Source organism: Vibrio sp. RM-41-2B, from assembly GCF_024744415.1.
Taxonomy (GTDB): domain Bacteria; phylum Pseudomonadota; class Gammaproteobacteria; order Enterobacterales; family Vibrionaceae; genus Vibrio; species Vibrio diabolicus.
The window spans coordinates 342,476-369,261 of the sequence record NZ_JAMQWD010000015.1 but is presented as its reverse complement, the minus strand read 5'-3'; the positions used below and the strand labels follow the sequence as shown (position 1 = coordinate 369,261).

The window sequence follows — 26,786 nt, the reverse complement described above, 5'->3', positions numbered from 1 at the left end:
CGGGTTGCGTTGTCACACTATTAAACGCGATCGAGAAAGATAACGAAGAGAATATAAGATGAATCTACGTCATACATTATGCTTGATTACTTTAGCGGTCTTATCTGGCTGTAATCAAGAATCGGCCAAGGAACCAGAACAACACGCGCCAAAACCACAGACGGTTCAAGACCGAATCGCAGAAAAAAATGCTCAACAGTGGGAAGATGGTCGTGTTTATATTACAGAAAACAATTACGTTATTTATGACAAAGAGACGGGTAAACCTAAACACTTTATTTTTAAAGCTAAAGAATGGCCACGTGAAGATCTCACCAATGAAAGCTCTTATGATTTACCACGTGTAGTGTTCCGTTGGGATAATGCCCGAAATGAAGCGAAAGACCACTATGATCAAAGGGATAAAGTGTGGAGTATCAAAACGGATGGGACGGACTTGCGTCTGGTCGCAGATGAGTTTGTTGGCAAAGTTCGTCTAATGCGTGTCTCTCCAAATAATCGCTACTTGGCTTTGGCCTATTCGGCCTCAGAAGGGATGTTTAAAGTAATTAAAGATCTTAAGACGGGTGAGTATATTGAACTAGGTCGTTCACGTGGCTACCCAGAGTTTCTATGGGCAGAAGACAGCAGCTACCTTTACTACGTAGACAAGTTTAAAGACTGGAAGTACACCTTAGCGACAGGCGAAAAACAGCAAGTAGACACAGAGTTTAATGAGTATTCCGTGATTCAAAAAGGAAAAAGATACGTACTAAACGACTTTGGCGTTGCAGTTTATGATGAGGCAAAAGACGAATTTCTCTTTAGCACGGGAATTAATCCTGATGAACAAAATCTGGGTGATTATAAGTTTAACAAACGTAGTATTAGTCCAGACGGTAAGTACGCTTGGGGTGAAAGTAGGAAGTTTCGTTATCTAATTGATATCGAGCAGAGTTCATTTCAACAAGAAGAAATTGTACCGCGAGCGGTAGGTAAGCTGCGCTATTTTGAAATTTTGAGTAAAGATGCGAATTATGCTCGGGATGGAGCTGCACGGGTCATCCTCAGTAAACTAAAAGAAAATAAAGAATTTGGTTCTTATTTAAAATGGGAGCAAATAGGGACAGGCCATAGTGCCAGTAACTCTTCTCTTTACAACGCCTTTGCCAACAATGGTGATTTTGTTAAAGGGGATGAACTGTGAGCACTCATGATACCAGTAACGCGATACCTTTGTGTGCAAATTACTATTTGTTTGGTGTTTATTATGAGGGGGAATTTAACTCTCAAACTAAAACAACTGAATTCCCATCTTGGCATTCAGAGGAAAGCTTGGTAAGAAAACAAATCGCTAATATTCGCCCTTTAGCGAAAGTGCCGATGCTTAACGTAACCGATAGCGATAGCCCTAAGCTTTGGGCTACCGACCATAAATTTAAGTTATGTTCACTGGGTAACGGAAAGCCCGATCAATATGGGGCTTTTGAGGTTCTGACACCAGAGCACACAATTCATGCTTTAGGTAGGGATCTACCCAAAGAGGGTGAGCAGACTTTCACTTTCCGCTTTCCGCCCTTGCCTTTAATAGCTTCACTTTCTGAGTTAAACCCCAAAGAGTTAGCTACAAAAGTTGCAGAGTTGAGTAGCCAGTTGGAAAACAGCGAAGCAAAACTGACCTTGACAGAGATCAGCATTGAACAATTGGCTAAGCCTTACGAACCAGCTGCGAACGGGGGGCTCAGCGAAGAACAGGCAGAATATAACAAGTGGTATGAAGATGTAAGTGAATCGGGAGAGACACTAAAAGGCTTCGTTTTACCTGTTGTGGCGAGTTGCGCTGTAGTTTTTTCTGATCAAGGTTATGAAAGTGCGACGGTTACTTTGCAAAAATTTGACTCAACCAAAGAAGGTGGGGAATACAAAACAATAGGTTCTTCAGTACAAGCAGCATTACCTGAAGATGAGCATTCAGAAGAAAATGCTAAGCAATACCCATGCGCGATGTTTCACGTTGATCCTGCTGATTTTAAAGAAGGCTTATACAGTATCCGTGTTGAATTTATTCCAAGCCAGATGAAAAATGGCGTTCCACAGTTCATTAAAGACGCTCATATTCAGCAATTTTCTGAAGGCTTAGATACAGTCTACACTTACGAGCTACGTGAACAGATTACCTTTTCTTCAAGCACTCCGTTAGGGAAATTTGCTATTGTCAGTGGCGATATGATCTCCCTTGAGGAATCCTTGATTTATCAATACCCTCAGTACTTTGGAAATATGAAACATTACCTTCACGGTAATGTACAAGGTGCAACTGCCAATACGCCAGCTTCAAGAAGTATTGCGTTACTCAAGAATATCCGAGATGTGTCTGCTCAGCTAGGAGCAGGGCTGCTGAGCGGTAGCTTGCAAGACACTTTAGACCGTGATGGCCGCCAAGCGGTGTTTAATAACGTTTCGAAACTGTATTGGGATGCTGTTAAGTCCGAGATGCCGCCTGCGATGAAAGCGGCGGGCGAATTGTATTACGGTATTTACAGTACGAAAGAAGCGCTTGATAAATTGCAGGAACTCCACAATCCAGCTATCGCGGGTATTGGTTGGAAGGCGCTATTTCACGATAAGGTTTTTAACACCAATGAAGCTCGGGCAAGCGCACTAGCACTTTCTTTAGAATCACGTCTGGGTAACCGACGTGTGGTTGCCGGGCGAGTTGCGGAAGCTTGGCTTTCTGGTGGTAAAACCGTTGGTTTTAATGGCTTCGGAACAGGATTGACAGCACTTAGTTTGTATAAAAAAGCTAAACAGCTGGTTAATCAAAATAAAAAGGTTGATAAAGCAGAGCAAGGAACAGAAGAAGTTACAAAAGACTACCTTGCTCAAATTCCAGTTTGGAAGACAGCTAACCATATCCAGGAAGAAAAACTAGAACAGGCTTTAAAAGATGCGCGTGATCAATCTGGCAATCAGATTGACGCCATTCTCGTAAATAGCTCTAGAGGCGCAGGAATAAAAATAGAATTTGCCTTTAACTCGCGTGAAAAAGAGTTAAAGGATCATGCATCTATATTTAAACAGCTTGCTGCTTCTCTTGCCAACGTTTTAGAGAATGAGCCAAACCTTAGAGTAGAGATAGAAGGGCATGCTTGCCAAGTCGGTACCGAGAAAGCAAATATGCAGGTCTCGGCAGAGCGCGCAGAATATGCGAAAAAACTGCTCATGAAGGAGTTCCCTGTTTTTGAAGGTCGTGTTTCAGTAGCCGCTTTTGGTGAAAGTAAACCTGTCTATGTTCCCAAACAAGGTGAAAAAGTCGACCGCAAGAACCCTAATCTAAGACAAAACCGTCGGGTTGTAATCCGTATTTACCTGCAATCCCTGAACATATTCTTTCATCCCAGTCGCTATGGCTCGCATGCAATGGAACGCTCTAGGCTTGCTCTAGAAGCTGAGATGGTTGCGCAAGATAAAGCAGAAGTCGCACTGCGAATGGCGATTTTTGACAGTGTCGTTGACGTCGCTTCCTATATTCCTGCTATAGCTCCTGCGGCAAGAGGGTTTATGCTTGCCATAGAGGGGTCAAAGACAGCAATATCTGCGGTGAAAGTGATTGATAGTTTAATGTTGGACTCCTTCCTAGAAGAGTTAAAGCAAAGCCATGAGGTTGTCAGTGAGCTTGAAAGGCTAGCAAAAATACATATCGAGTTACTTAACGATTTGCGACGCAGTAAGGTAGATGTAGGTATTGAATGTAGGTCTTATCAGGAACTCATTACTCACCTTGAGAGCGAAGACGTTCGTAAGGAGGTGTTAAAACGCTACCAACTACGAGCGCTTGCTATTAATGGCTTAGTGTTATTACTTGCTGACCTAGGATCTCAAACCAAACGGAATTCCAATATCTCGTTTAGGTTTTTGGTTGAGCGTTACAAGGTGAAGGAATACATTGAGAATTACATTTTGAGCGATGATTGGTCTGTACATACGATCAAAGGAAACACCTTAGCGGCTAACTGGAAGAACCGTTGTGATAACGAGTACTACATCGAGTTATCGACAAATATGCCACAAGGCGCACAGCATTGGCCTGCTCCAATAACAACTAATAGCAAAGTTTCTCATCTCTCTATAACCGAAAACAGAGATAGCCTTAAAGCGGCAGGTGCATTTAATCAAATCTTCCCGATACAAACTATGTTGTTTGAACATCCAAATGAAACGATGTTTGATAACTTTACCGAGTCATTTAACCCGCAGGGAAGTGAGTTAAAGAAAGATGAAATCGGCTATTGTCGAATACTAGTTCAGTCAGCTCGCTATGCTGAAAGTGATGAACCGGAATGGATGTCATACGATAGTTGGATTCAGCAATCTAGCAACAGTCGTCTAGGTCCATACGATAAAGTGAAAGTGCAGTTGGTACTTAAAAAAGAAAACAAGTATGCGAAACCAGTTACTATTGGCTACGATCGCGTCGACGGGCTCGAAAATATTAAAGGCCCAGCTTTCAGTGACTGGATGTTGCCAATGAAGGTTAGTGACTTCAAAGCTGATCCTGATGGGCGAATAAGTGCTTTTTACAAGCAACAGGGGATTGATGACGGCGCTACGTTGATTGCTATTGAGCATATTCCCTCATTCCGCTTCGGTGATGTGATGATCGACGGTATGAAACCAATGACCTCTAAAGCAAAGCTAATATTCTCTGATGCAATGTTCAGTATGGCAGTTTCCGGAGCAGCGATATCGGGTCAGCCAAGCGACTATTTTGCAGAAGCGGATTCCTTTAAGCGCTATGTAAAAGGCGGAGGCTTCCAAAATATGCGTTACTGCTTGGGAATTAGAACGAATCAAGGGCAACATAGTTTTTACTTACCACAAGAGTACAGTCTGGGGCAGAAGTTTGATGATGCCGAAGATGAGTTGCAAATTGGCGCTTTAAGTACAGAAACTAGACTGGTTTTGCTTGATACCTATTTGGGAGAGCAGCAACTGCGTCTACGTGAACAGGACCTTATGGTAGAGAGTTTTACCTTAATGGCAAGTGAGGGAGACAAAAATACCATCCCTATACTTCATGGCATTAAACAGCAAGTGGTGGCTATAGACACCAAAGCGTCTGGTTTGAACTTTTTCAGTGAAAGAAAATGGTACCAATCGGCTGATAATATCTGGCGTGATGGTTTCTCATGGGGAAACAAAAAGAAAGACGATCCTGCCAGTATTTATGTACTGATTTTGGGTGAAAGTCATGAAAAAGCACTTTATGAACGTTTGGGTATGTCGTGGGAAGCAGTGAATATGTGTATTCAACTGGCGCTCGACGGAAATGATGGTAAGCCAGTTAAAGGTCCTCTTTACTTCACCGATATGTATCATATTGGTGAGTTTGTTCATAAAAACGAAGAGTGGATGTTTACTGAATCTATTTCAGAAAACCATCGAGAACAAGTTGATGCCATGAGTGAGTTTATAGGTGAAGCAGTAAGCAGCCTCACTAAAGAGAATGAGCTATCTAAGAGCAAAAGCTATACGATGTACTGCATGAGGTTTAACTTGGAATATGTTGCACCAACGGGAGTTAGGTTAAAAGGCCTAAGACCGTTTGGTGGTGTAATTGGTGGTAAAGCGAACTTGGAGCTTTCGGTTGCTCATCTAAAACAAGTCGGATTAAATGGAGTTGATGACTATGATATTGGTCGTGATGCTGTAATTTCTATTCCTTCTTTAAATGCGGATAGTGCTTTGGCAGGTAATTTCTTTAGTGATATGCCTTGGCTAATTGAGAAAGAGTCGACAGAGGAAGGCGTAGACAAGTCTGCGGCTGAAACTTGGAAGCAGTACAATGAATCTCAACGCAAGAAATGGTTGAAAAATTGGATTGAGAAACAACCTGCGGTAACTCAAGCACCCAAGCCCTTGGAAAAGTCACTTGATAACCCTTCCTAGATGCAAAAAAACCGCCTTCGGGCGGTTTTTCTTCTCTTACCAACGGAAACTGAAGTAAAGTTTTCTCGCTTCTCGCTTCTCGCTTAACCAGCTGCAGAAATGTCGTATTTCTTCATCTTATGGTTGAGAGTGCTCATTGGAAGTGCCAATTGTTCAGCGGCCTTCTTGGTGTGCCAATTACACGCATTTAAGCAATCGATGATCACTGTACGCTCGTATTGGCTGACAACGTCCTTAAGACTCTTTGAAGCGTCTTCTAAATCCGCTTGTACCTGACGCTCGTAAGCAGGTTGGTCTGGGGTAGGTGAGGCTGCTTTCATGTCGATATTTGGCACATCTTCTGGGATTTGTTCGCCAAACTCAATGTGAGTAATGGTTTCAAAATCGGACAGTAGCACCGAGCGCTCAATGATGTTCTTAAGCTCACGCACGTTACCTGGGTATTGATAGGCAAGGAGCTGTTTACGGACGTTGGCACTTAACCCAGGTGCTTGCGGTAAACCTAGCGTGTTGGTGGTGTGCTGCACGAAATGTTCTGCGAGAGGAATAATATCTGATTCACGTTCTCTCAAGGGTGGCAGCGTAATCGGGAATACATTCAAGCGATAGAACAAGTCAGCACGGAACCCGCCATCTTTGATCTGCTGCATAAGATTACAGTGGGTTGCGGCGATTACGCGCACGTCGACTTCAATCTCTTTACTGGCACCGACAGGGCGAACCTTACGTTCTTGCAGCACACGCAGCAATTTTGCCTGCAGTAGCATTGGCATATCACCAATCTCATCTAGGAAAAGCGTGCCGCCGTTGGCTGCTTCAAACAAACCAACCTTGTCTTTGTCTGCGCCAGTGAATGAACCTTTCTTATGCCCAAAAAGCTCAGATTCCAATAACTGCTCTGGAATAGCCGCACAGTTTTGAACGATCAAAGGCTGTTCTGCTCGGTTAGAGTTTTCGTGAATGTATTTCGCGATCACCTCTTTACCGGCCCCAGTTTCACCACGCAACAGAACGTCGACAGGAAGAGATAGCACCTTATCAAGACGATTCAAGACATTGAGCATTTCTTCACTTTCGGCAATAGGGCCCTGATAGGTTTTTTGGGTGCGCTTTTTGAGCTGAGTGTTCTCGCGGACGAGGGCTTGATTATCGGCACTGAGGCTTTTAATCACTTGCCCATATTGTTCTAACCAAACGGCTTGGCGAATATTACTCGCCGCCATGCGACAAAACTCAGTCAATGCAGCCTCATTGTCAATAACACTTAAATCGAGCAAGACCAAGAGTCCAATAGTCTTACTTTCGCTATCAATCAAAGGCCAAGCCAGTAAGTTCTCGCTTTTTAATCCAAGCGTCTGTTCAGTTTGATAAATGCTGTCGCAGTCGTAACCGTTGTACTTATACAGCTCGTTGATCAACACGACTTCACCATTGCGAATGGCAAAGTTAAATGGGTCGTTCTCACTGGCGGAATCGATCTGCAATGCTTCCCAAGGGTGGGAAACAATCGTTTTATCGTTATGGTGAGCGGTACTTGGAATCAACGCCTGACCAGTCTGGTCCAAAACATAAATGATGCCGTGCTTTGCGAGGGTCATTTGCCTCGCCGCGGTCAACACAGCATCCAACGTTTGGGTAAGCTGGCTGCGATCAGCCAAAGACTGGCTGATCGCAAGTAGGGCGTTGCTAAGTTCGCTATGGTTAGCTGAACGCATAGGTTAGTGTTCCTTGCTCATCGACAGACACTTCGATTTGCGTATGTGAATCATCCTTGTCATGCACCAATAGCTGTGTCGATAGCTGAGGCAGTAACTGACGGTTGATAACTGCGTCGATGTTACGCGCGCCCGTTTCAGCAAGGCGACAGTTACCTAGTACGAACTCGACCAAGCTTTCTTCGTAGCTCAGAGATAACTTGTGATGGCTCTGTAGACGCTGAGAGACTTTGTTCAACTTGTGGTGAATAATTTCTGTCATTGCTTCATCAGATAGCGGAACAAACGGAAGCACAGACATACGCGCCAACAGCGCCGGTTTGAAGTGTTGGTTCAAAGTAGGGCGGATAGCTTCTGCGATGATGTTTGCATCGATGTCTTTGGATTGATGAACTAAAGATTCAATCTCATGCGTCGCAAGGTTACTGGTCATGATGATCAGCGTGTTCTTGAAGTCGATGGTGCGACCTTCGCCGTCGTTCAGCGTACCTTTGTCGAACACTTGGTAGAACAGGTTCAACACTTCTGGATCGGCTTTTTCTACTTCATCAAGCAGGACAACAGAATATGGACGCTGACGTACCGCTTCTGTCAGCATGCCGCCTTCACCGTAACCTACGTAACCCGGAGGCGAACCGATTAGGCGAGATACCGTGTGCTTCTCTTGGAACTCAGACATGTTGATGGTCGTCATAAAGCGCTCACCACCAAACATTTGATCAGCGATCGCACGAGCAGTTTCGGTTTTACCCACACCACTTGGGCCAACCAGTAGGAATACGCCTGTCGGTGCGTCTGGGTTGCCTAGGCCTGCTTTTGCGGTTTGAATGCCTTCAGACAGTGCATCGATAGCGTATTCTTGGCCTTTGATGCTCTGTGTTAGGCTTTCTTTCAGTTTTAGCGTGGTTTCTGCTTCGTCTTGAAGCATCTTACCCATTGGAATACCAGTCCAGTCCGAGATCACGTGGCTAACTTCATCTGGACCCACTTCAAAGTGAACCAGTGGGTTGCCATTGCGGATTGCGTCTAGCTGTTCTTGGCAGGCTGAAATTGCAATGCGAACTGCTTCTTCATCCATTTCTGCATATGGAGAAACGTCTTGCTCTTGTTCTGAATCTTCGTCTGCAACAAGCTCTTCTTCATTTGTTTCGCCAAAGACCAGTTCATGCAAGCGAGAGCGTAGAGCAATCATCTCTTGGATCTGCTCTTTTTCTTTATGCCATTGGGCTTCTTGCTCTGCCAGCTCTTCTTTCGTTGTTTCCATTGCCAGTTTTAGGTCTGGAATATTAGCAAGGCTGTGCTTGTCGCCAGTTTGCTGCAGAGCATCACGCTCAAGTGCTTCAAGCTCGCGCTGTTGAGCTGCAAGCTCTTGCTGAAGGGTCTCAACAGAAGCAGGAATAGCATTCAGGCTGATGTTCACACGTGCACACGCCGTATCTAGCACATCAATCGCTTTGTCTGGCAGTTGACGGCCAGAGATATAACGCGCAGAAAGTGCTGCCGCAGCAGTGATGGCGTCATCACGCACGTAAACATTGTGTGACTTCTCGTATGCAGGGCGAAGACCACGAATGATCAATGCTGCTTGTTCAGGAGACGGTTCGTCGAGTTTTACCAATTGGAAACGACGCGCGAGGGCAGGATCTTTTTCGAAGTACTTCTTGTATTCCGACCAGGTTGTCGCTGCGATGGTTTTCACTTCACCACGTGCTAGGGCAGGTTTTAACAAGTTTGCAGCGTCGCTGCCGCCCGCTTGGTTACCACCACCAACAAGGGTGTGTGCTTCATCGATGAAAAGAATGATAGGGGTTGGCGAGTTTTTCACTTCATCCAATACCGCGTTTAGGCGTTTTTCGAATTCACCTTTTACGCTTGCACCAGCTTGTAGAAGACCCATGTCTAGGCCGTAAAGCTCAACACCTTTGAGGTTGTCTGGTACGTCACCTTGTACAATCTTAAGGGCCAAGCCTTCTACTACTGCGGTTTTACCAACGCCGGGCTCACCAACAGCAATAGGGTTGTTTTTACGTCGACGAGCAAGAATGTCTACGATTTGGCGGATTTCTTGGTCACGGCAGAAGACAGGATCGATTTCGCCTTTGCGTGCTTTACCCGTAAAGTCGGTCGTGAACTTGCTCAGCGCTGAACCATCTTCACGAGCTTGCGTTTTCTCGGAAGTCGCGACTTGCGCCTCAATAGAGTGGCTTGTTAGCTCTGCAAAATTACGCTTAAGGCTGTCAGGGTTTACGGCTTCAAGGATAGAGGCGTAACCGTGTTGGCCGTAACGTAGAGGATTGCTAACAAGAGTAAGGAGTAGGGCGCCAGAGCGGATTTGTGTTTCGGATAGATCTAAAGAAGAAACCAGCCAACTTTCTTGTAACCATTCGATTAATAAAGCAGAAAAAACAGGTTTGCTGCCATTTCCTTTGGCGTTGGTGTCGAGTGTGGATCGAACCGATTGTCTCAATAAGTTCTCAGAACAATCAAAATGACTTAATAAGACGTCAAAATCACTATTTGGCCTTTCTAATAGACTCAGTAAATAATGCTCAATTTGAACTTCGTTTGCTTTTTCAGAGACTGCAAGTGCAGCGGCGTCTTCTAATGCCACTTTTGCAATCGGGTGTAGACGCTGAATTAATGAAGAAAGGTTTATATTTATCATAGCCATTTTATTCTTTAGAGGAAAAGAGGTAGCGGCTATTATACTAAAAGTGATTGCGTTCTTTTTTTATCAAGATATTTTGACTATCGTTTGTTGGTTATTTTTAATGATTATTGTGACATTAATGTTTGTGGTTATTTTAATGGCGTTGTTATTCTAAATTAATTGATAGTAAAAGTGTCGGATTTATTAGTTTTAATGACTTTATTTACACAGTTTTATATGGTTATTTTCACTTTTTAAAATTAGAACAATTTATTATTATCTTAATCCAACTTTTTGGTTTTTTATCCAATAAATTGTACTCAAGATATTATCGAATAATGTCCAAGGCTGTATAAGTTGTTGTTTTTGTTTGATTTTTAAAGTTGGCACGGACTTTGATTGTACCAAGTAGTCGCGGTGATAAGCGATTTGGTGATTTAAACAAAACAGATTTTAGAAAAGGAAATAGCGATGCCAACTCCAGCATATATGTCTATCCAAGGTGAGACTCAAGGCCATATTACTAAAGATACTTACTCTGCAGATTCAGTAGGTAACACATGGCAAGAAGCTCACGTTGATGAGTTCCTAGTACAAGAACTTGATCACGTGCTAACTGTTCCACGTGATCCACAAAGTGGTCAGCCAACTGGTCAACGTGTACACCGTCCACTTGTTGTAACTAAAGTGCAAGATCGCTCATCTCCACTACTATTCAACGCACTAGTATCTGGCGAAAAACTTCCTGAGTGTGTGATCCGCTTCTACCGTACTTCAGTTCAAGGTAAACAAGAGCACTACTACTCAATCAAATTGATTGATGCGCTACTTGTCGATATCCAAACTCGTATGAACCACTGTCAAGACGCAGCAACAGCTGACCGCGTGACAGAAGAAGTGCTTAAGTTCACTTACCGTGCGATCGAAGTAACTCACGAAAACTGTGGTACTGCGGGTAACGACGACTGGCGTGCTCCACGCGAAGCTTAATTGCTCGTCGCGTAAAGATTCAGGGCCAACGATTGTTGGCCCTAATTCGATTATTTGTATCAGGTAAAAGATATGGTGAATGACGTAGAATTTAAATTTGAAGTGCCTGGGTGTGGGCATGAATTTCGGGTTGAGAGCTTTCATGTTCATGAAGAGTTATCTAAGCCTTTCCACATCAATCTCTCATTACTTTCACTTGATCCAGATATCTCGTTCGATGAGTTAATACGTAAAGCTGGAACATTGACACTTTACGGACAAGGTGTTGGGGCTGCGCGTGTGTTCAACGGCGTGGTGAATGAAGTTCGTTACTTAGGGACTGGACGTCGTTTTTCGCGTTATCAATTGGTTTTGGTTCCTCAAGCTTGGTTCTTATCTCAGCGCCAAGATTGTCGTATTTTCCAGCAAAAGTCAGCGCAAGACATCATCACAGAAGTACTCGATGATGGGGCAGTCACCGATTACCGATTTGAAGTGTCGGGTACTTATCCTCCAAAAGAATACGTTCTGCAATACCGTGAGTCTGACTTGCACTTCGTACAGCGCATGATGGCTGAACACGGTATGTGGTATTACTTTGACCATAGCGATTCAAATCATACGATGGTCATTGTCGACAGTAATGACGCGATTGCGTCTTTGATAAGCTCGCCACTAAATGCTTCATACATTGGGCCGATTGTTTATCATGCCGATGGTGGCGGTGTTGCCGATCGCGAACATATCTCTGATCTCGAGTTAGTTAACCGCGTTAGAACGGGACAGGTTACGTACACAGATTACAACTACGAACACCCTAAAATTCCACAAGAGATGACACAGGCTGGCGAGCTCGACCAAGATCTCAAGCAGTTTGATTATCCTGGACGATACGTTGACCCGCTGATGGGCCAGGTGAGAACCACGGAATGGATGTCTGAGCACATTGTCGATAATCAACAAGTGGAAGCAACCAGTGACGTAATGCGCTTAGCATCTGGTTACAGCTTTAACGTCAGTGACCATCCGCGCTCTGAGATCAACCGCGATTACCTTATGTTGTCTGTAATGCACACAGGGCAAGATCCGCAAGTGCATGAAGATGAAGCGAGTGGTATGCCAACCACTTACTACAACCAGTTCTCATGTATTCCACGTGATGTGGTATTTAAAGCGCCTAAACTAGCGGCACCAGTAGTGGATGGCCCGCAAACAGCGGTTGTTGTAGGACCAGAAGGTGAAGAGATTTACACCGACAAACTTGGTCGAGTGAAAGTACAGTTCCATTGGGATCGCTATGGCGATAACGATGAACACTCAAGTTGCTGGATCCGCGTAAGCCAATCAATGGCGGCGCCAACTTGGGGCGCAGTGTACTTGCCGCGTATTGGCCATGAAGTCGTAGTGACTTTCCTTGAGGGGGATCCAGATCGTCCGTTAGTTACGGGCGCAGTTTACAACGGTTTACATTTTCCTCCGTACTCTTTACCTGAAAACAAAACTCGCACCACGTTCCGCACGCAAACGCACAAAGGAACAGGTTACAACGAGTTGAGTTTTGAAGACGAAGCGAACCAAGAAGAAGTCTATATCCACGCTCAAAAAGACATGTCGACCAAGGTGCTCAACAACCGTTACCGTGATATCGGTCAAGATGAATTCTTGAAGGTTGCACGTCACCAAACGAATGAAGTTCATGGTGACCATAAAGAAACCATTCATGGGCATAAAACGACACAAGTAAACAGTACGTTTACCGAGACAGTCGAGCAAGACGTTACCGTCACATACAACGCGAACGAAGCCCAGTATGTGAAAAACAATTCTGACTTAGAAATTGGTGATAACCGTACGACTAAGATCGGTAAAAATGATGACTTAGATATTGGTGAAAACAGTAACCTTACTATCGGTGCGTCTAAGAGTTCAGACATTGGTGCGGATGATAACCAGACGGTTGGTGGCAACTTAACGGTATCAGTGAAAGGTAACACCGCTTATAAAGCCGATGGTGCAACGCAAATTATCAGTGGCGACAAGATTGTATTGAAAACGGGTGGTTCCTCTTTAGTGATGAACAGTGATGGTTCAATAAAGTTATCAGGCTCGGCTATTACGATCGAAGGCAGTGACAAAGTCGTCGTGAAAGGTGGCAACGTAGTGGTTAACTAACAATGGAAAAACAACCTCTTACAACAGAAGTAATATCAGAGCAGCAAGCCGAATCAACGGCTTGCTTTTCGCGTTTTGGAATAATAGTGGCTATCAATGAGTCTACGGGCAGTGTGCGAGTTGATTTTGATGGTAACCCATTTAAGCAGCCACTCACTGCGAGACTGGGACGTGGCTTTCGTCGTTCTGAACTGCAAATGGCTATCGATAATCGATTAAGTTGTCGAGTTGAGTTTTTGAACGACGACTTAAGCTTGCCTCTTGTGACGGACATTTTCTTCTCCATTCTGGATGACTCTGACGAGTTTGTATTGCGAGCGAAGAAGATGGTTATCGAGACAGAACAAGAGTTGGTAGTCAAAAGTGGTGAGACAGAAACTCGCTATAGCGGGCGCGATGGACGAATTACCACTAAAGCGAAGTACGTCACCTCTCAAGCAGAAAAAGCACAAAAAATTCAAGGCGGAACGATCGCAATTAACTAATTACCTAGCATTAGCTAATTTACGTCGAGTTAGCTAATTACTTTGTATTAACTAATTGCAATCGCGTTATGGCACGCTAATAACGGATAACTAGATGCGACAAAGAATCGGTGTCGAGCACCTAAAGGCACCCATAACCAATCAAGAAGTCGAAGGCGCGTTAGCAAAAGCTGAGCGCGCTGTGAACGACCTTTCCCAGTTGCCAGTAACATGGCTGGATTTCTGTAATGAAAAGCTGTCCATTGCTTCTGAAAGTATCGGGTTTTTAATCAGGCAGCGAGTTCAAATTCACAAAAGGGGTTATCCAAGTCGTGAGTTGGCGTATCTCAAGCTGATCGAACGCCAAATTGAAGAACTGGAGCAGGTGTACTTGTCGTTTTATCGATTAGCGCCGGGCTTACTCCATCAATTAAGAAGCAAAGAGCCAGAAATCTATATCTGGCTCATGTTACAAGGAGAGCTAGGTTCAGATCTTGATAACCTTTTGTGTGGACTGAGTTTGCTCGAAGATATTGACGCTAAAACTGCAATGGTCGTTGCCGTGCAATCTCCGGTTGAATCTATGGATAGCACGCTTTCGGAGCTTATTGAGGGTAATGCGACATCCAGTGCGTTTTACTTTGAATGCTTACGTGTACGTCAAACACTAAGCGTCTCTCTCATCAAGCGCTGGAACAAAGCCAGCATCATTAGCTCTCATGTTGCTTTGCCACTACTCGCTTTACAAGACGTGAAAGAGGGGATTGATTGGCTTAATGACAATGCAGGCAGCGAACAATATCTATTTGAACGCTTGATTACCAAACGTGACAGAGGCACTTGGTTCCGTCAGAGCTTTGGCATCGAACCAAATGGATTACCATCAGCGCAAGTGCTCTCTTATGCCAAGTTGCTTGAGTTAAAAGAGTTTGAGGCGTTTGATCTCTCTTCTTCATTAGCACCTGTTGATTTTGCGCTGAGTGGTGATTGGAAGTTGGTGCCCCAAATCATCGAGCACTTGGAAAGTCTGGAGGAAGCTGAAGGTGAAATTTGGCTTCAAGCTTTGTATGTCGTCTACGGAAAGCTTCTTCCTCTGACTCCGCAAGATGTTGGTGTCGAATATGAATGGGAAGAGATCGTCGATCTACTCAATGAGTGGGTGGAAGATGAAAAATATATCCAAAATCTACCAAGCCGCTTGGGTTACGCATTGAGTTTTGAGTCTACGTTAGCGGCGATGCAAGATGCGAACGTTGATATGCTGTTCCGCGATTGGCTATGGCGCCAAATCTGTATTCAATCCAGAGCCTACGTGCCTTGGGATATGGCAATGCCGATTCATCAACAAGACTGGAACTTCAACAATTTAAAGGCCGCACCTTCTGCGAGCGAACGATTCAACTTAAGGAATAGCAATGCAGTTATGGGATATTGAGGCGCACCCTGAGCTATCACTTAAAGGTCGTTTTCAACGTGACGAAAACGGCTATGAAGTCTGGGTTGTGGTCGCCAAACGCACATGGCAATTCGATGGTGTGGTTTGGCACGAATTAGGTGAAAGTGAAATCTTCGATGATCCTCAATATTTGGGCGAAGAAGGCTTCTCTGCGATGAAAGTTGACCACGATTTCGCGTATACCAAAGACAACACAGATGTACTTGTTTACGGCAAAGCACGCAGCTACGCGAAAAAGCCAGTGACATACCAAGAGTGTCGCGTGTTGATTGATGGTCATATCGATAAGACTCTCGCTATTCACGGGGAACGCGTATGGGTTGAGCATGCTGGCAGTATCACGCTGAGTAATCCAATCCCATTTATTGAAAAAGACATTGATTACACTTGCGCGGTAGGCGGTGATTTACGTAACAGAATAGGTGGTGGGGTTGCCGATTCCAACAAAGAATTGCTTGAACAGAAAGTACCCTCGGTTTTTTATCCCCGAGAGGACTGGAGTGCCGCCGCGAAAAAACTACGCGTTGCGGGGTTCGGGCCCGTGCCTCCGTTCTTTGAGGCGCGCCAGAAGCTGGCCGGCACGTTCGATGACGATTGGATTGAGAATCGCAAGCCAATGTTGCCACTCGATTTTGATAAGCGTTTCTTCCAAAGCGCGCCTATTGATCAACAGTGCAAAGGCTTTCTTCATGGTGGTGAGCGTTTGATGATGAGTGGCTTCTGCCATGATGACACGCTTTCATTCCGAATTCCTAAAGAGAAATATCGCGCAATCGCGACGTTCAAAGACAACAGCTACCAAGCCGATATGGCGATGTACACCTTATTCGTGGAAGCTGAAAAGAAAACCATATCAATCAGTTACACCGCTGCGTTTCCTTGTCAGGGTAAAGAGCATTTGTTGGTGTCGACATCGATCACTAAGTTGGAAGAGGTAAGTGAGCATGCATAATTCAACAGGCCGTTACGTGCTAGGTATGGAAGTGATGACGCCAACCGGTATGAATTTAGATATTGCCAGTGCAGTTTCGTATGCTGATTTAGGAAGATTCGACCAATGTGTAGGGGATGATGGTATCGAGCGTTTTACTTACGCAAAAATCGAATACACCAAAGAAATTGAGCAGTTTGAGAAAACGTGTGAGTTAATAACCCACTTGCTTGATTCATTGTTGGAACAATTGCCGCGTTCTTTAAAGCCGATTCCGTTACTTATAGCGGTGCCTGCGTCTATTTCACTAGTAAAGGTGCAAGAATGGCTTGGTGAAAGTAACTATGCTGAATTTGTCTCTGTGGTGAATGCCGTTCATGCCAGTGGGCCTAGTTTCGTTCTCCAGGCCATGAAATCATTGGATAAATACGATGCCATGATGTGTATCAGTGTCGATTCCTTGGTGAATTCGATGCAAACACTCATCGACGATGCGATGGTAATGAGTACGAATAATCCATGGGGCGTTATTCCGAGCGAGGGTGGGGCAGGTTTAATTCTTTGCCGTAGAAATACCATAGAGACATTGAAACTTAAGCCTCAAGCGCAACTTGGCTATATTGATACGGAATTAAATACTTCAGACCGAAGAGGTATGTTTCGACTTGTTCAACGTGCGAGTAAAAAGCTCGATTTATTTGGTGAAGTGTATTCCGATATGACGAACCTTCGCATGCACACGGAAGATTACGGCTTTGCTCTGGGGGCTAAAGCAGAACGGTTCACGAATCCAGAACAACCGCAGCTTATTAACGAATTGTGGGGCACGTTGGGCAGTTGCTCTTCTCTAGCCTTAATCGCCTTTGCGGTCAGAGATCGCCATTTTAGACAACCAACCACGTTGTTAATGTTTGACTTTCATGGTGACAAGGGGATTCTCCAGTTGCTGCAATGTTAGTAGGCACTCATCGATCAAATGGCAATGAAAATACACTCATATTATTAGGTTTACGTTTGTAACATGAAAAAGCGTATAACTCATGCAGTGAAAGCGTAAGTAAAAAACTCTAATAAGTTAGTAATAATAACTAAAATAATAGGCTTACTGTTTGTTTTAAATACTAGCCTTGATACAAGTATGTTCAAGAAAATATTATTCAACTCTAATAATATTTATTCTATGAAAGAGTACTAAGTGTCTAATAATCAGAGTACAGCCAAAGGATATATCGATCAGTTGGTTGTGAAAGCTATTGAGAAAAAGAAACTGAATGAGCAAAGGCTAGCAGAAAAAAATAAGCCGAAGCTTGAGTACGTGCTTTTTTCACAGTTTGATGTATTAGACAAGCTTCCTTCTAAAAATGGTAAGACAACGGTTTACCATCTTGCAAAAAAAGGGCAGCCAGAGAAGCAGATCTGTTGCAAAGTTATCAATGATGACTCGCCAGAATTTGCGAGCAAAATGTTGGTTAACGAAGCGAGTCGATTAGAGCTTTCCCAACATCCGAGCGTGGCTAACTTCATAAAAATCGGCAACGAATTCGAACGCCCATATTTGATGTACGAGTGGATTCAAGGTGAATCACTAGCAGAAAAAATGGAGCGCCACTCTTCTAAAGGTTTCCGTCACGACCATATCGCTTGGTTGGTATATCAACTCGCTGGTGCCTTAGAGTTTATGCACACAAGAGGCATCTGCCATCTTGATATTAAGCCATCCAACGTGCTAGTGAGTGAAGGCGATTACGTTAAACTCATCGATTTCGGTGCTGCTCGTTATATTGGAGAAACGGAACCTTACGCAGAAGCAAGCTTGAACTACGCTTCACCTCTTTATATCGAAACTGGCATCGCGGAACCGCAAGATGATGTTTACTCCCTTGCTTTGCTCGCTGGACATTTATTTTTGGGTTCAATATTTGGTGATACTTGGAATAAACAATTAAAAGACCGAAAGCGTCCTGCATTGATCCCGGCTCATATTTGGAAGTTGTTGAAACAAGTCATCAATAAACCAAGAGGGCATGGCTATACCGCTATTTCTTTCGCCCAGCAGTTAGCACGAATCGATACTCAATCGATTAACTCAAATTCTAACGCACCAATTTTCAGTAGCTTGCGTAATGCGGATCTTCTGCTTACACACTGTAAGTCGAATGATAAAACAGCGTACGGACGCTTCAAACTATTGGAGGCGAGTTTAGTGTTGAGTGTGGTGGCAATGACAGGAAGTTATTTGTATCAGCAAAATTCGGATGCATTGGATGCTATTTTTGCCAAAGAAATGACACCTTTCAGTCACACAATCACGCCCACAGATACTGCTTCTTTTTTGGCTGAGCCGCCATGGAAAATCAAAGAAGTATTAGCAAAAACTGAGCAGAGCGTTGATACAACTAAAGCCTACCGAGAAGCGTATCGAGTTCAGCAATTAAGCCTTTCGGGTTTATATAATGAAAAACAGACTCAGTTGAAGTCTTACCAAGCTTTAGCTGATGGACTACCACAGACACTAGTGGATTTACGCAAGGAGCTTGTCACGTTGCGAGAGGAACTCGTTCGTGATGGTGCATTGTTTCCTGATGCGGACGAAACGCTGACTAAAGTGATGTCGGGTTTGAATGTCGCCTCTGTTGATTCCATGAAAGTATCTGCCATTGCTGGCAGTCGTGATAAGCAGATTGCTCACTTAATTTTAGATGGTGAAGCTAAGCTCGCAGAAGAAGAAATGAAAGAGGCGTGGTTATTAAACCAGTCACAGGCATATTTCTATAGCCAAATCTTACCAAAGAGAGTGATGGAAAATATTAATGACTCCATTGATAGACATGCAGAAGCTCACTTTTATACCAAAGCGATTGAAGAAGCTGAATTAGCCAAAGACTACTTTGGTAATACGCCAGAACTAGAAAAAAAAATAACAGACTTAATCATCGCAAGAAGCGAATTTATTTTGTTTAGTACGGTGATGGAGCAATCCATTTTCGACAAACAGAAATTGCATGAGTCCCTTGCTGATTTAGAACGAAATGCGCCAAGAAAATTTACAGAGATCACAAAAATTCTAGATAGCATGGCGTCGGATGCGATTAATCAGAGTCATCAGTTTTCTAAGCCTGCAAATGGTGCCATCGCCGTAGCTCGTGCATTGAGAGACTACTTGACTGAAGGAGATGCGAATTTTGTCCAACATTGATACTGATCACCTTCTTAAACCGATTTCTGATGAATCTCCTGCGGGTAACGATGCTCGTTACGAGTTTTGCTATGAAATGATGGAAGCCGAGGTAAAAAAGTTCGGCTCACTATTTGGCGAAACGGTCGACTGGAATGTAGTAAAAACCAATGCGATGGAAGTGCTCGAGCATCATAGTAAAGATTTAAAAGCACTTTGCTATTTAGTACGAGCGCTTGCAGAGGAATCCGGGCTCAAAGGTTTTGAGCAAGGTCTGAAACTGCTTAATGAGGCGTTAGCTTGCTTCGGTAATGATCTTTACCCGACACGGAAACGCGGTAGAGACGGTGCGGTGGAGTGGTTGAACCATCAATTTAAATTGATGAGCACTAAGCTTGCGGACAGTGCGCAATCTTGGGAATTAGTTTCAGGCTGTATTTCGGCGATTGAAGAAGTGCAGCGTCAGTACGACGATGTTTACCAAGATTCCGAAGCTGACTTCTTTGAGATTCGCACGCAGCTCAATGTTTTATCTCAACAAGCAGCTGCCGATGACCAGAGCGATGACTCAGTCGCTACCATCGAACAAGCGGCACCAGCTACGCAGCCTGCTGCCGCAGAAACGCCAGCGCAGAGTGAAGTGCAAACCGCACCGGTGAAGACGGTTCCGCCGGCCCCTAAACCTGCGCCAGTTAAGAAAGCGGTAGCAAAAGAAGTCGATGTCGATACAGATTTCTCATCGCCTACGGCTTCAAAACGCACGTTAAAAAAAGTCGCGGAAGTCATGCTTCATGCGAATCCAAGTGATCCGCTGGCTTACCGAATTTATCGTCATCTGACTTGGGGTGACATTGATGGTCTACCTGACCACCAAAACGATCAAACGCCATTGAGCTTGGCGGTATCGTCCGATCAACAAGCGGAATACCGCGACAAAGCCAATCAGGAAAGTGACATCGACACGATTAAACGTTTGGAGCGCACGCTAACTGACGCGCCATTTTGGCTCACAGGCCACCATTTCGTGTATTTGATGCTTACTAACTTAGGTTTTGATGACGCAGCACTTGCCGTGAAACAAGAAGTAAAGCGGTTTGTTGAGTCACTGGAGGGCATCGAACGCCTCTCTTTTAAGAATTCTATACCATTTGCAGATGAAGCAACATTGAGTTGGTTGTCTACTCAAGATGCTACTTCATCGGCAGCACAAACTGTCGTACAGACGGTTGTGATCGCTGAAGAAGATTCACTGCTGGTGGAGGATATCACTCTAGAAAATCTAGGGGAATATGCCGCAGAACTCGCCCGCAAGCTTGAGCTGGATGGCTCAGGGCGTGGACAGTTCATGCTGTATTTACAATTGATAGCAGCTTACCAGTCTGTTGGATTATACCCGTTGTGTTTGCCGTATCTTGAGAAGGGGTGGGAAGTACAAAATGCGTTTAATCTCGCGAGCTGGGAACCCCACTTATCGTCGCAGTTAGAAGACCTGATTCGAAAAACACTCCATCAGTTATTCAGAAGTAAGGATCTTTTACCTGAGAAGTATGAAGAGTGGAAAGCAATTTATGACTAATTAAAGAGTTAGATAAGGAACGAATTATGTCACGTGACGGCTCGGTGGCTCCTAAAGAGCGAATTAATATCCGTTATGTTCCAGCAACTGGCGATACGCAAGAAGACGTAGAGCTGCCGCTAAGCATGATGGTGGTTGGCGACTTTACTGCACGTGCAGATGAGACGCCAATTGAAGAACGCACTCCAATCAATATCGATAAAGACAACTTTAACGAAGTGCTAGAAGGCATGTCTCCAAACGTTAAAGTGAACGTTGAAAACCGTCTTTCTGATGAAGAAGGCGGCCAAATCGGTGTTGATCTAACGTTCCAAAACATGAAGGACTTCTCTCCAGAAGCGATCGCGAAAAGTGTACCTGAATTAAACAGCCTACTTGAGCTTCGCGAAGCCTTGGTGGCGTTGAAAGGCCCTCTAGGTAATGTTCCTGCATTCCGCAAGAAGATCGCATCAGTACTTCAAGATGAAGACGCGAGAAAGAAACTGTTGGATGAACTAAGCATTGGTAACGACCAAGAAGCGAAAGAAGAGTAAGGGATATCATGTCTGCAGAAGCACAAGCGCCAGAACAAGAAGCAGCCTTAGTTGAATCAGGCTCACTTCTGGATAGCATTCTTAACGAAACTCGTTTAAAGCCAAGTGATGAAGGTTTTGATGTTGCAAAACGCGGCGTAGAAGCATTCATCAGTGAGCTACTAAGCAGCTCGAACACAGAGAAAGTGGATCAGTCTTTAGTTGATCTGATGATCTCAGAAATTGACCAAAAACTGTCTAAGCAAGTTGATGCAATTCTTCACAACGAAGAAGTTCAAGCGATTGAATCAACGTGGCGTGGCCTTAAGTACCTGGTTGACCACACTGACTTCCGTGAGAACATTCAAATTGAATTGATCTCTGCAAAGAAAGATGAAGTTCTTGATGACTTCGAAGACGCACCAGAAGTGGTGAAGTCTGGTTTGTACAAACAAATCTATACGCGTGAATATGGCCAATTTGGTGGTAAACCTGTTGGCGCAGTCATTTGTGACTACGATATGTCGGCTTCGTCTCCAGACATCAAACTGATGGAGTACATGGCAAACGTGGGTGCAATGTCTCATGCACCATTTATTACATCGGCGTCTGCGAAGTTCTTTGGTTTAGATAGCTATGAAGAGCTACCGAATCTAAAAGATCTTAAGTCAGTATTTGAAGGCCCACAATACACTAAATGGCGTAGTCTACGTGAACACGAAGATGCACGTTACCTAGGTCTATGTACGTCTCGCTTTATGCTACGTACACCTTACTCTGTAGAAGATAACCCAATTAAGGCGTTTGACTACGATGAGCAAGTAACAGACAGCCATGACAACTACCTATGGGGTAACTCTGCGTACGCGATGGCATCAAAAATTAGTGAATCTTTCGCTAAGTACCGTTGGTGTCCAAACATCATTGGTCCTCAAAGCGGTGGTACTGTGCATGACTTACCGGTTTACAACTTTGAAGCCATGGGTCAAATCGAAACTAAGATCCCAACTGAGATTCTTGTTTCTGACCGTCGTGAGTACGAGCTAGCAGAAGAAGGCTTCATTGCGCTAACTATGCGTAAAGGTTCTGACAATGCGGCGTTCTTCTCTGCAAACTCAGTTCAAAAACCGAAAGTGTTTGCGAACACGCCAGAAGGCAAACAAGCAGAGATGAACTACAAGCTAGGTACTCAGCTTCCTTACATGTTCATCATCAACCGTCTAGCACACTACATCAAAGTGCTACAGCGTGAGCAAATTGGTTCTTGGAAAGAGCGTTCTGACCTAGAAATCGAACTGAACAAGTGGATTCGTCAATACGTTTCTGACCAGGAAAACCCGCCAGCGGAAGTTCGTGGTCGCCGTCCGCTTCGTGCTGCTAAGGTTGAAGTATCAGACGTAGAAGGCGACCCAGGTTGGTACAAAGTATCAATGTCTGTACGTCCTCACTTCAAGTACATGGGTGCAAGCTTCGACTTGTCTCTAGTTGGTAAGTTAGACCAATAACCCATTGCTGAAACCATAAAGCAGCCAGTACAGACTGGCTGCTTTTTTCGTAGGAGTGAAGATGGAAAAAGGTTATCGCCTTTTAGAGCGGATTGAGCTTGGTGAACCCAAAAACTGTTACGAGAAAGTCGTTTCTCACAAGCATTTGATTGAATCTATTCATTCTCATCTCGCAGACTTGCTGAATACCCATTCTGGGAATGCAATGATCGACAATGAGTATGGTTTACCCGATTTTAATGACGTACTTTCTAACAACACGAACCTAGTTCGCCACATTCAAAAAAACATCACGTCAACCATAGAGCGCTTTGAACCGCGACTGTTGAATGTCGAGGTTAATTACCGTGAAGATCACCATAACCCGTTACAACTCGGCTTGGGTATTCGCGGCGAAGTTTCCCATAACGGCGGTAAAGTCCCAATGTCGATAGACGTCTACATGGGAACCGACGGCCAATTTAACGTTTAGTAGGTGCCACTTGAGTAACAGTAAATACTTTCAAGATGAACTCACGTATTTGCGTGAGTCGGGTAGTGAGTTTGCCAAATATCATCCGAAGTTAACTCACTTTCTCTCTGAGGGAACCTTTGACCCAGATGTCGAACGACTTCTCGAAGGTTTTGCCTTTCTGACAGGTCGAATCCGCGAAAAGATTGATGATGAACTGCCTGAGCTGACGCAATCTCTGATGACTTTGCTGTGGCCACATTACATGCGTTCGATTCCGTCTTTGTGCATTAGCGAACTAAAACCGCATACCGGAAGTGTTACTGAGAAAACCGTGGTGAAACGTGGCGCAGAAATGGCGAGTGAACAGGTAGAGGGCACGCAATGTTTGTTCCGTACTTGTTACGACGTCAATCTATACCCAATTACGATCACTAACATCGAACAGACCAACAGCCGCACCAGTTCAATGATTGATGTGACTTTATCGACGGAGCATGGCCTTGAACTGTCTCGGATCGGTTTAGACACGCTGCGATTACACCTGCATGGCGAGATTCATATTACTCGAACTGTCTTCTTATGGCTGTTCCGTTACCTAGATTATGTCGAATTAGATGTTGGTGGTGGTTACAAACATCGCTTAGGGCCAGAATATGTTAAGCCAGTTGGGCATGAAGAGAACGAAGCGCTCCTGCCTTACAGCAAAAATTCATTTGCAGGCTACCGTTTGCTGCAAGAATTCTTCTCTTTGCCAGATAAGTTCATGTTCTTCGACATTAAAGGCTTAGAGTGGCTAAAAGGCATTCCACAACGTAGCACGGTCAAAATCAAATTCCACTTTAAGCGTGCATTACCGTCAGAAGTGGTGCTTAAAGATAAACACTTGAAGTTGCACTGTACGCCTGCCGTTAACTTGTTTGAAAAAGATGGCGATCCAATTCGTTTAGAGCACCGACGTAACGAGTACAAGGTACGTCCGCAAAGCAACACTCAGGAGCATTACGAAGTCTATTCCATTGAGCAAGTGGAAAGCTGGAGTAAAGACGAGCGTCGTCGAAAGTCTCTGATTGAATTTGAATCATTTGAGCATCAAATTAACCAACGAGATAAGCGCGAGTTTTACAAATCTAAAGTCGCTGAGCGTGTAAGTGGTAGAGGCCTTGAACGCTACATATCATTTCATACTCATAATGGGGACATTGCGGAACTGGGAACAGAAACGGTACTCATGAAACTGCAATGTAGTAACGCAGATTTGGCGGAACGTTTGTCAGTGGGGGACATCACTTACGCGACTCATAAATCACCGACCTATGCGACGTTTAGGAATATTACCAAGCCCACTCAATCGGTCAGTCCGCAAGTGAATGGTGAGCTTCAGTGGCAGCTAATTGCGAATATGTCACTCAACTATTTATCGCTGGCAAATATTGATGTACTTAAAGTACTTCTCTCTACCTATGATTTCCACTCTCGTGTTGACAGACAAGCGCACCGTGCATCAATTCATCGACTTGATGGGGTTATCTCTTCGGAAATGAAACCAATCGACCGTGTGTTTCGTGGCGTTTCGGTACGCGGCAATCAGTTTAAGTTGGTCACCAATTCCAAATTTTTTGTCAATGAAGGCGACATGTTCTTGATGGCGACTGTGCTTAACGAATTCATCCGTTTGTATTCGAGTGTGAACTCCTTTACCGAACTGGAAGTGTTTGATGAAGCGACAGGCGAGGTTTATAACTGGGCAAGTCTTATCGGACAGCAGACGATACTATGATTAATACACTTTCTGATAAGTCGAATGAGTTTAGTTTCTATCAAGCAGTCTTGCTGCTAGAGAAGCATTATCAACTAGAGCCGAACTCTAACTTTGTCGCCGTCGGTGAGAACAAGTACTTCCACCAAGAACGTATTGAGTTCAGCGTTTCGCCAAACTTATCTTTTCCAAAGAGCGATATGGACTTTATTGCTCATATGGAGAAAAATGGCCAGCAGTATTCTAGAGTCGAAACTAACTTTCTTGGCTTGCATGGTTCAAGCTCACCACTTCCTGCTTCTTATACTGAGAAACTGGCAGGGCGAGATCCCGAAGACAATCCGGTAAAAGATTTCTTTGATTTTTTCCATAATCGGTACACCAGTTTGTTGTATCGGGTTTGGAAGAAGTACCGATATCACGTGCAGTACCAAAGCGGGGCAAGTGATGCCTTCTCTGGACGTATTCTGCACTTGGCGGGCCTATCTAGCGTAATGCAAGATAGTAAGGTCGCAGAGTTAGATCGAGCGAAAATACTGTCTTATGTAAACCAACTTTCTACGCGTACGCGTTCGCCGAAGCTGATTTCCGGTATTGTTTCGCATTACTTCTCGTTGCCTAGCGTGCGCATTGAAGAGTGGGTATATCGCCGCGTAGAAATCGCAGAAAGCCAACGGAATAAACTCAACCGTGCTAATTGCATATTAGGGCAAAATTTGCACTTAGGACAAAGCATTGCGGACTTAAACGGCAAATTTAATCTCTGCATCGACAGCATCGATTTTGAAACATTTAAGCAGTTTTCCTACGATGGTGAGTTACACAAAACACTGGTTGGCCTGATGCGTTTCATTTTGCGTGACCCGATGTCGTGGGACTTAAAGTTGACAGTTAACTTAGATAGTATTCCAGAGAATAAGCTAGGTAATGGGGAAGGGAACCACTTAGGACAAACATTCTGGTTAGGTAACCCAAGTGATAAAGATGCCAAAATCCGAGTCATCGGAAGCATATAAGAAAGCCGCTCTACGAGCGGCTTTTTATGTTGTCATCAAAAAGGTCAGAAAAGCTTAACGACTGATCGGCTGGTGAAGTACGACGGTAGTATCAAGCCTTTGAATCCCGTTAAATGACTCAATTTCGTTACAAAGATGATGAATAGACTGCAGATCGGGCGCTTCAATTAGGGCAATAATATCAAAGTTGCCACCAACAACGCTTGTTAAGCGAACCTCAGGGATTTCTTTAAGCGCATTTGTTACATCATTTTTCTTACCCTTTTCACAAGATATCAATAGATAGCTTGCGGCTTTGCGCCCTTCGTTTTCTACACGAATTTGTGCGGTATAGCCTTTGATAATACCGGTCTTTTCTAAACGATTAATCCTTTCTGCTACTGCTGTACGAGACAAACCAATGTTTCGAGATAGATTCGCAATAGACTCACGCCCGTTTGACAATAGACTTGAAAGTATTTTTCGATCTAATTTATCTAAACCTTGTAAAGTCATGTTTGAAATCAT

18 protein-coding genes are annotated in these 26,786 nt (G+C 44.2%); 15 read left to right on the top strand and 3 right to left on the bottom strand.

What is annotated here, in order from left to right:
• Nucleotides 1–58: 58 nt before the first annotated feature.
• A complete protein-coding gene (locus NB463_RS11800) occupies nucleotides 59–1,186 on the top strand; it encodes a hypothetical protein (protein ID WP_053807886.1) in 1,128 nt (375 codons plus the stop codon).
• The gene (locus tag NB463_RS11795) at nucleotides 1,183–5,928 is read left to right on the top strand and encodes an OmpA family protein (protein ID WP_053807885.1); all 4,746 of its coding nucleotides are present in this window, start codon (nucleotides 1,183–1,185) and stop codon (nucleotides 5,926–5,928) included. Before NB463_RS11800 ends, NB463_RS11795 begins: the two co-directional genes overlap by 4 nt.
• Before the next feature lie 83 nt (nucleotides 5,929–6,011).
• Here the strand turns inward: NB463_RS11795 and NB463_RS11790 are convergent, their stop codons facing one another.
• Together NB463_RS11790 and tssH are read right to left on the bottom strand one after the other, a co-directional pair.
• The gene (locus tag NB463_RS11790) at nucleotides 6,012–7,643 is read right to left on the bottom strand and encodes a sigma-54-dependent Fis family transcriptional regulator (RefSeq protein WP_258432232.1); all 1,632 of its coding nucleotides are present in this window, start codon (nucleotides 7,641–7,643) and stop codon (nucleotides 6,012–6,014) included.
• A complete protein-coding gene (tssH, locus tag NB463_RS11785) occupies nucleotides 7,630–10,308 on the bottom strand; it encodes a type VI secretion system ATPase TssH (protein WP_258432236.1) in 2,679 nt (892 codons plus the stop codon). The genes NB463_RS11790 and tssH overlap by 14 nt, the downstream gene beginning before the upstream one ends.
• A 456-nt stretch (nucleotides 10,309–10,764) precedes the next feature.
• Between tssH and NB463_RS11780 the strand changes: the two genes are divergently transcribed.
• The 13 genes from NB463_RS11780 (at nucleotide 10,765) to tssG (ending at nucleotide 26,279) form a co-directional block, all read left to right on the top strand.
• Entirely contained in the window at nucleotides 10,765–11,283 is a 519-nt protein-coding gene (locus NB463_RS11780; RefSeq protein ID WP_005373415.1) for an Hcp family type VI secretion system effector, read from the top strand.
• A gap of 72 nt (nucleotides 11,284–11,355) precedes the next feature.
• Nucleotides 11,356–13,434 (top strand): type VI secretion system Vgr family protein, encoded by a 2,079-nt coding sequence (tssI, locus tag NB463_RS11775; protein WP_258432234.1) that lies wholly within the window; start codon nucleotides 11,356–11,358, stop codon nucleotides 13,432–13,434.
• A gap of 2 nt (nucleotides 13,435–13,436) precedes the next feature.
• Complete coding sequence (locus tag NB463_RS11770; RefSeq protein WP_064376245.1) at nucleotides 13,437–13,919, top strand: hypothetical protein; 483 nt, start codon at nucleotides 13,437–13,439, stop codon at nucleotides 13,917–13,919.
• Nucleotides 13,920–14,013: 94 nt separating this feature from the next.
• On the top strand, nucleotides 14,014–15,333 hold the full coding sequence (locus tag NB463_RS11765) for a hypothetical protein (RefSeq protein ID WP_258432235.1): 1,320 nt from the start codon (nucleotides 14,014–14,016) through the stop codon (nucleotides 15,331–15,333).
• Nucleotides 15,314–16,306 (top strand): DUF2169 family type VI secretion system accessory protein, encoded by a 993-nt coding sequence (locus tag NB463_RS11760; RefSeq protein ID WP_065645834.1) that lies wholly within the window; start codon nucleotides 15,314–15,316, stop codon nucleotides 16,304–16,306. Before NB463_RS11765 ends, NB463_RS11760 begins: the two co-directional genes overlap by 20 nt.
• Nucleotides 16,299–17,243 carry a hypothetical protein gene (locus tag NB463_RS11755; RefSeq protein ID WP_065645835.1) on the top strand — a complete coding sequence of 315 codons (945 nt, stop codon included), beginning with the start codon at nucleotides 16,299–16,301 and terminating at the stop codon, nucleotides 17,241–17,243. The genes NB463_RS11760 and NB463_RS11755 overlap by 8 nt, the downstream gene beginning before the upstream one ends.
• A 237-nt stretch (nucleotides 17,244–17,480) precedes the next feature.
• Nucleotides 17,481–19,481 (top strand): serine/threonine protein kinase, encoded by a 2,001-nt coding sequence (locus tag NB463_RS11750; protein WP_258515996.1) that lies wholly within the window; start codon nucleotides 17,481–17,483, stop codon nucleotides 19,479–19,481.
• Entirely contained in the window at nucleotides 19,468–21,036 is a 1,569-nt protein-coding gene (tssA, locus tag NB463_RS11745; protein WP_258430849.1) for a type VI secretion system protein TssA, read from the top strand. The genes NB463_RS11750 and tssA overlap by 14 nt, the downstream gene beginning before the upstream one ends.
• A 26-nt stretch (nucleotides 21,037–21,062) precedes the next feature.
• Nucleotides 21,063–21,569, top strand: coding sequence for a type VI secretion system contractile sheath small subunit (gene tssB / locus NB463_RS11740; protein ID WP_006741091.1), 507 nt, complete (start codon nucleotides 21,063–21,065; stop codon nucleotides 21,567–21,569).
• Nucleotides 21,570–21,577: 8 nt separating this feature from the next.
• Nucleotides 21,578–23,053, top strand: coding sequence for a type VI secretion system contractile sheath large subunit (gene tssC, locus NB463_RS11735; protein WP_005392635.1), 1,476 nt, complete (start codon nucleotides 21,578–21,580; stop codon nucleotides 23,051–23,053).
• 61 nt (nucleotides 23,054–23,114) lie between these two features.
• Complete coding sequence (gene tssE / locus NB463_RS11730) at nucleotides 23,115–23,525, top strand: type VI secretion system baseplate subunit TssE (protein ID WP_258515995.1); 411 nt, start codon at nucleotides 23,115–23,117, stop codon at nucleotides 23,523–23,525.
• A gap of 10 nt (nucleotides 23,526–23,535) precedes the next feature.
• Nucleotides 23,536–25,284, top strand: coding sequence for a type VI secretion system baseplate subunit TssF (gene tssF, locus NB463_RS11725; RefSeq protein ID WP_005392633.1), 1,749 nt, complete (start codon nucleotides 23,536–23,538; stop codon nucleotides 25,282–25,284).
• Complete coding sequence (tssG, locus tag NB463_RS11720) at nucleotides 25,281–26,279, top strand: type VI secretion system baseplate subunit TssG (RefSeq protein ID WP_053807877.1); 999 nt, start codon at nucleotides 25,281–25,283, stop codon at nucleotides 26,277–26,279. The genes tssF and tssG overlap by 4 nt, the downstream gene beginning before the upstream one ends.
• A 54-nt stretch (nucleotides 26,280–26,333) precedes the next feature.
• Here the strand turns inward: tssG and NB463_RS11715 are convergent, their stop codons facing one another.
• Complete coding sequence (locus tag NB463_RS11715; protein ID WP_005373369.1) at nucleotides 26,334–26,786, bottom strand: Lrp/AsnC family transcriptional regulator; 453 nt, start codon at nucleotides 26,784–26,786, stop codon at nucleotides 26,334–26,336.